This window comes from Allokutzneria oryzae (genome assembly GCF_042429765.1).
Lineage (GTDB): Bacteria > Actinomycetota > Actinomycetes > Mycobacteriales > Pseudonocardiaceae > Allokutzneria > Allokutzneria oryzae.
In genome coordinates this window covers 371,953-378,205 of record NZ_JBHLZU010000009.1, presented here as the reverse complement: position 1 = coordinate 378,205, position 6,253 = coordinate 371,953, and the positions used below count along the sequence as shown (strand labels likewise).

The window sequence follows — 6,253 nt, the reverse complement described above, 5'->3', positions numbered from 1 at the left end:
CCGATGGTACTGCACTCGTGAGGGTGTGGGAGAGTAGGACGCCGCCGAACAATCATTCTTGAGGGGCCCCGGTTTTCCGGGGCCCCTCAAGCTATTTCCGGACAAAGAAGCCGGAAGAAACGTCACAGGGTGGCGAGCAGCGTGCTCAGACCGGAGCGGATCCGGTCGACGCTCATGCCCCGGACACGCCGCTGATGCAGGTAGAGGTTCGTCGCCAACGGCGCGAGCAACGCATCGGCCAGGAACTCCGGGTCCACGCCCGCACCGGTCTCGCGGATCAACGCCACCAGGTGCGCGTGATGCGCCTGGTAGGTCGAGCACGTGAACCGCGCGTACGGCGCGGAGGTCTCCGCGACCAGCAACAGATCCGACTGCTCCTCCAGGCGGTCGAGCAGCGTCGATAACAGCGCCTTGATCCGGTCCTTCGGGGCCGCGCCCGGACCCAGCGGTGGCGGGCCCGAGGTCAACGCCTCCTGGAACCGGCGTTCGTGCTCCTCCAGCAGGGCGTGCGCCAGTCCCGCGAGATCACCGAACCTGCGGTAGACGGTGCCGACGCCGACCCGCGCCACCCTGGCCACCTCGTCCATGGACAGACCGCCCGCGCCGCGGGTCTGCACGATCAGACCAGCCGCATCCAAGATCTTCCTCCGGTTGCGCGCCGCGTCCGCCCGCTCGGCCACCGGGGCACGGCCCAGTACGGGGGCGGCGGCGGAATCCCTGGTCACGGCGGCTGAACCTCCCGGTGCGGTGCGATGGGCCTGACAGGGTATCGGAGCGTATTCAACAACCGCTGAGCATGATCTCAGAACTTCGTTGCAACGATGACTTCAGTGTTGAATGAAATTGAGCCGTGAAGGAAAGGACCCGCCACAGCACGTCAGCGGGCCCGTTCCGTTCCCCGTCACTTACCCCCGGGACAGCATGGAGCGCAGGAAGAACGCGATGTTGGCCGGACGCTCGGCCAGCCTGCGCATGAAGTAGCCGTACCACTCGTCGCCGTAGGGGACGTAGACGCGCATGCGGTGGCCCGCCTCGGCCAGGCGCAGCTGCTCGGTGGGGCGGATGCCGTAGAGCATCTGGTACTCGAACTCGCCGGGCTTACGTCCGGCCCGGGCGGCCAGGTCCCCGGTGATCTCGATCAGGCGCGGGTCGTGCGAGGCCACCATCGGGTAGCCGCTGCCGTTCATCAGCACCTTCAGGCAGCGCACGTAGGACAGGTCGACCTCGTGCTTGTCCTGGAACGCCACCGACTCCGGCTCCTTGTAGGCGCCCTTGCACAACCGCACGCGGGAGCCTGCCGACGCGAGGTCGCGGCAGTCGCCCTCGGTGCGCTTGAGGTAGGCCTGGAGCACCGCGCCGACCCACGGGAAGTCCATCCTCAGCTCAGCGAGGATGTCCAAGGTGGAGTCGGTCGTGGTGTGGTCCTCCATGTCCAGGGTGACCGTGGTGCCGACGACGCCCGCCGCCGAACAGATCCGGCGCGCGTTCTCCAGCGCGATGCGGTGCCCGCCCTTCGGCAGCGACTGGCCGACCGCCGACAGCTTCACCGAGACCTCGGCGTTCTCGGACAGCCCCGTCTCCTGAAGCAGCCGCAGCAGCCGCAGGTACGCCTCGACCGTGGCGTCGGCGTCGGTGGTCTGCACCGTGTCCTCGCCGAGGTGGTCGAGCGTGACCAGGCGGCCGCTGTCGACGAGCTCGCGGGTGATCCGGATGGCGTCGTCCACCGCGGCACCGGCCACGAAGCGGTCCACCACCGGCCTGGTCAGCGGGGTGGTCTCCACCAGAGTCCGCGCGGCAGGGGACCGCGAGGCGAACAGCAACGAGGAGCGCAGCATGGTGACTCCTATCCCTGGTGCGGGTGGCGGGAAGCGGTCGGGGCGACGAAGGTCTCCTTGATCGACCGCGGGCTGACCCAGCGCAGCAGGTTGTGCACCGCGCCGGCCTTGTCGTTGGTGCCCGACGCGCGACCGCCGCCGAAGGGCTGCTGGCCGACGACCGCGCCGGTGGGCTTGTCGTTGACGTAGAAGTTGCCCGCCGCGAAGCGCAGCTCCTCGGTGGCGTGGCTGATCGCGTAGCGGTCACGGGCCATGATCGAACCGGTGAGGCCGTACGGCGCGGCGCTCTCCATCTGCCGCAGCACCTTGTCGTAGTCGGCGTCCTCGTAGACGTGCACCGCGAGGATCGGTCCGAAGTACTCGGTGGTGAACACCTCGTGCGCCGGGTTGTCGCCGAGCAGCACGGTCGGCCGGACGAAGTAGCCGGTCGAGTCGTCGGCGGTGCCACCGGCGACGATCTCCAGTGAGGAGTCCGAGCTGGCCCGGTCGAGCACGCCGGAGAGCTTGTCGAAGGAGCGGCGGTCGATCACCGCGCCCATGAAGTTCGACAGGTCGGTGACGTCGCCGACGGTCAGCGACTCCACCTCGGCGATGAGCTCGTCGCGGATCTGGTTCCACAGCGAGCGCGGCACGTAGGCGCGGGACGCGGCGGAGCACTTCTGGCCCTGGTACTCGAACGCGCCGCGGACCATGGCGGTGCGCAGCACGGCGGGGTCGGCCGACGGGTGGGCCAGGATGAAGTCCTTGCCGCCGGTCTCGCCGACCAGGCGCGGGTAGGCGCGGTAGGTGCGGATGTTCGCGCCGACGCTGGACCACAGGTGCTGGAAGGTCGCGGTGGAGCCGGTGAAGTGGATGCCGGCGAGGTCGGGGTCGGCGAGCGCGACCTCGGAGACGGCGAGGCCGTCGCCGGTGACCAGGTTGATCACGCCGGGCGGCATGCCGGCCTCTTCGAGCAGGCGCATGGTCAGGTGCGCGGACAGTGCCTGGGTCGGCGAGGGCTTCCACAGCACGACGTTGCCCATCAGCGCGGGCGCGGTCGGCAGGTTGCCCGCGATCGCGGTGAAGTTGAACGGCGTGATCGCGTAGACGAAGCCCTCGAGCGGGCGGTGGTCGGTCCGGTTCCACACGCCGGGGGAGCTCTTCGGCTGCTCGGCCAGCAGCTGGCGGCCGAAGTGCACGTTGAAGCGCCAGAAGTCGATCAGCTCGCAGGCGGAGTCGATCTCCGCCTGGACCGCGGTCTTGGACTGGCCGAGCATGGTGGCGGCGTTGAGCTTCTGCCGCCACGGTCCGGCGAGCAGGTCGGCGGCGCGCAGCAGGATCGCGGCGCGGTCGTCGAAGGACAGCGCGCGCCACGCGGGAGCGGCCTCGCGGGCGGCGGCGATGGCGGCCGTGGCGTCGGCGGTGGTGGCGTTGCCGGTGCTGCCGAGCACGGAGCGGTGGTTGTGCGGCTGGACCACGTCGATGCGCTCACCGCCCGCCATTCGCTGCTCGCCGCCGATGGTCATGGTCAGCTCGTGGGGCTCCTTGGCCAGCGCGACCAGCTCACGCTCCAGCTCGGCCCGCTCGGGCTTGCCGGGGGCGTAGTCGAGAACCGGCTCGTTGACCGGAACCGGAACCTGGGTCACGGCGTCCATGAACTCTCCCTTGCTGTCATCGGCGCTGATGCCACGCACGTTAGGTCGCGCGGACCTGCTGTTTTCTGGCGGTTTGGCTAGAGTTCCCGCCTGAGGTTTGTTCGATCGGACAAAGGAGGTGGGTGTGTCGGACGAAGACACAAGGTCGGGACCGCGGCATCCCCCCTCGATCCCGCAAGCGGATCTTCGACATGGCGCCGGGATCCGGCAGCTGCTGCTCACCCTCGGCGACGAGCTGATCGAGCCGCTGATCGTGCCGCGCGACGCCGAGGTGCTGGACGTGGTGATCCTCGACCCGGACGACGAGCCGGGCGTGCGCTCCGGTGACCTGGTCCTGCTGATCGGGGCGCGGGGCCGGGCGGCGGTGCCGTTGGTGCGCTCCGCCGCCCGCCGGGGCGCGGTCGCGGTGGCGGTCAAGATCGACGAGCCTGACGACGCGGCGGCCGGGGTGTTGCGCGACGCGGCGCAGGAGGCGGGGATCGCGTTGCTCGGCGTGCGGCCGGGAGCGCGGTGGGAGCAGCTGGAGGCGTTGCTGCGCGGTGTGGTCAGCAGCGCGCGGGTTGCGGCGTCCACAGGGGACGGTCAGGTCCTCGGCGACCTGTTCGGGCTGGCGCAGACGATCGCGCAGCTGACCGGCGGCATCGTCAGCATCGAGGACCCGGCGTACCGGGTGCTGGCGTACTCGCGCTCCGACGACGAGGTCGACGAGCTGCGGCGCCTGTCGATCCTGGGCCGTCAGGGGCCGGAGTCCTACTTGTCGATGCTGCGCGGGTGGGGTGTCTACCAGCGGCTGCGCTCCGGCGAGGACGTGGTGCACCTGGACGAGCGGGTGGACCTGGGGATTCGGCGGCGGTTGGCGGTGGGCATCCACGCGGGTGCCCAGTACCTGGGCACGATCTGGGTGCAGCAGTCCGGCAGGGAGTTCTCCGCGGGCGCGGACCAGGCGCTGGTCGGCGCGGCCCGGGTGGCGGCGCTGCACCTGATCCGCCAGCGCAGCGAGTCCTCCGCCGAGGTGCGGCTGCGCGCGAACCTGCTGCGCGGGCTGCTCGACGGCCGGGTCGATCCGGCGACCGTGGGCGAACAGGTCGGGGCCGACCTGCGCCGCCCGTCGGCTGTGGTGATCTTCGCGGCGCGCGGCGCCGAGCGGGAGCTGCGGCTGACGGAGCTGACGAGCCTGATCTCCGTGCACGCCGCTGCCTACCGCAGGGCCGCGCTGGTCGCGCCGAGCGCCGGGCGGATCTACGCGCTGCTGCCGGAGCTGCCGTCCTCCGGCGCCCGCGAGACGGTGCTGACCCTGACGAAGGAGATCGTCTCGGCGGCCCGGCGCCGGGGTCCGGTGCAGGCGGCGATCGGCGCGGTGGCCGAGGACCAGCACCACATCGCCGAGTCCCGCCGGGTGGCCGAACGCGTGCTGACCGCGGCGGCGCAGCACCCGGAGATCGAGGTGGCGACGCTGGAGGAGCTGCGCTCGGAGGTCCTGTTCGGCGAGCTGGTCGAAGTGGTGGCCGAGCGTCCCGGCATCCGCGACCCCCGGCTCCGCACGTTGATCAACCACGACGCGGAGCACGGCAGCCGGTTCGCCGAGAGCCTGCGCGCGTACCTCGACGCGTTCGGCGACGTGGCGGGGGCGGCGGCGGAGATGCACATCCACCCCAACACGCTGCGCTACCGCGTGCGCCGGGCGGTGGAGCTCACCGGCATCGACCTGGCCGACCCGCGTCAGCGCCTGGTGACCGCCCTCCAACTCCACGTCGAGCAGCGCTGACTCGGCCATTCGCGGGCTTATGGACGTGCGGAGGGGCTCCGAGAGGTCCATAAGCCCGCGAATGGCGGGTGGGGGTCAGGGGTGGCGGGGGGAGCGGTGGAGGAGGGTGAAGTTGGCCCACTGGTCCTCCGCCGCTTGGACGGCGGCCCGGGTGTGGGACGGGTTGATCGCCGCGAGCTGGGCGACGATCGCGTTGGCCACCGCCGTTCCCGCCGTGAGGGAGGGGAAGAACGCCACGCCCTCGGCCGGGACGAGGACCACGCGGCTGGCCGCCTCCGCCAGTGCCGGGCTGGCCGCGTCGCTGAGCGCGTAGACCGTCGCGCCCCGGTCACGGGCCAGCTGGGCGGCTCGGACGGTGCTCTCGTAGAGGCGCCAGAAGCTGATCGCGATCAGGACGTCGTCTGCGGTGACGCGGGCCGCCGCGTTGGCCAGCTCGGTGACGTTGGTGAGCAGGGTGGCCGGGTAGCCGGCGAGGCCGATGTTGTGCGCCAGTGCCACTCCGACCGCGGCGTAGCTGCCCGCCGCGACGACGAGGGTGTTGCGGGCGCCCGCGATCGAGGCGGCGATCTCCTCGAACGCCTCGGGGGGCAGGCGGCGGGAGACGGCGAGGCCCTCCGCGTCGCGGCGCAGTGAGGCCAGGCAGGGGGCTTCGGAGCTCTCGCCGTGCTCGGCAGCCACCTCGGGGGCGGTGAGGGCGGAGAGGTAGCGGGCGCGGAGCTGTTGCTGCAGCGCGGGCCAGCCCGCGAAGGCGAGTGCCTGGGCGGTGCGGGTCACCGTCGCCACGTTCACCCCGGCCAGCTCGGCGATGTCGGCGGTGGAGCCGAAGGAGGCCCTGCGGGGCTGGCTGATCAGCACGTTGAGCACGGCCGTGGACTTGGCCGACAGTCCGGTCGGCGGGACCAGCCCGCGCAGCCAGGCCTCGAAGCTGTCCTCGTTCACCCGCACCCCCGTTGGTCGCGTAAACAGTCTGCAACGAACATTGCGAAAAATCGAGTTCGCAGTCTACTTTGCGGCAACTA

The 6,253-nt window shown here is 71.1% G+C and carries 5 protein-coding genes; 1 reads left to right on the top strand and 4 read right to left on the bottom strand.

The features are described from left to right. Positions 1–122: 122 nt before the first annotated feature. The 3 genes from ACFFQA_RS11185 to pruA form a co-directional block, all read right to left on the bottom strand. Positions 123–725, bottom strand: coding sequence for a TetR/AcrR family transcriptional regulator (locus ACFFQA_RS11185; RefSeq protein ID WP_377851692.1), 603 nt, complete (start codon positions 723–725; stop codon positions 123–125). 180 nt (positions 726–905) lie between these two features. Beyond that, positions 906–1,835 (bottom strand): proline dehydrogenase family protein, encoded by a 930-nt coding sequence (locus ACFFQA_RS11180; protein WP_377851691.1) that lies wholly within the window; start codon positions 1,833–1,835, stop codon positions 906–908. 8 nt (positions 1,836–1,843) lie between these two features. Then, on the bottom strand, positions 1,844–3,469 hold the full coding sequence (gene pruA / locus ACFFQA_RS11175) for an L-glutamate gamma-semialdehyde dehydrogenase (RefSeq protein ID WP_377851690.1): 1,626 nt from the start codon (positions 3,467–3,469) through the stop codon (positions 1,844–1,846). A gap of 169 nt (positions 3,470–3,638) precedes the next feature. On the opposite strand from pruA, the gene ACFFQA_RS11170 reads away from it, so the two are divergent. Beyond that, complete coding sequence (locus ACFFQA_RS11170; RefSeq protein ID WP_377851700.1) at positions 3,639–5,234, top strand: PucR family transcriptional regulator; 1,596 nt, start codon at positions 3,639–3,641, stop codon at positions 5,232–5,234. Between the two features lie 75 nt (positions 5,235–5,309). On the opposite strand, the gene ACFFQA_RS11165 is transcribed toward ACFFQA_RS11170, so the two are convergent. Further along, entirely contained in the window at positions 5,310–6,179 is an 870-nt protein-coding gene (locus tag ACFFQA_RS11165; protein ID WP_377851689.1) for a MurR/RpiR family transcriptional regulator, read from the bottom strand. Positions 6,180–6,253: the final 74 nt, after the last annotated feature.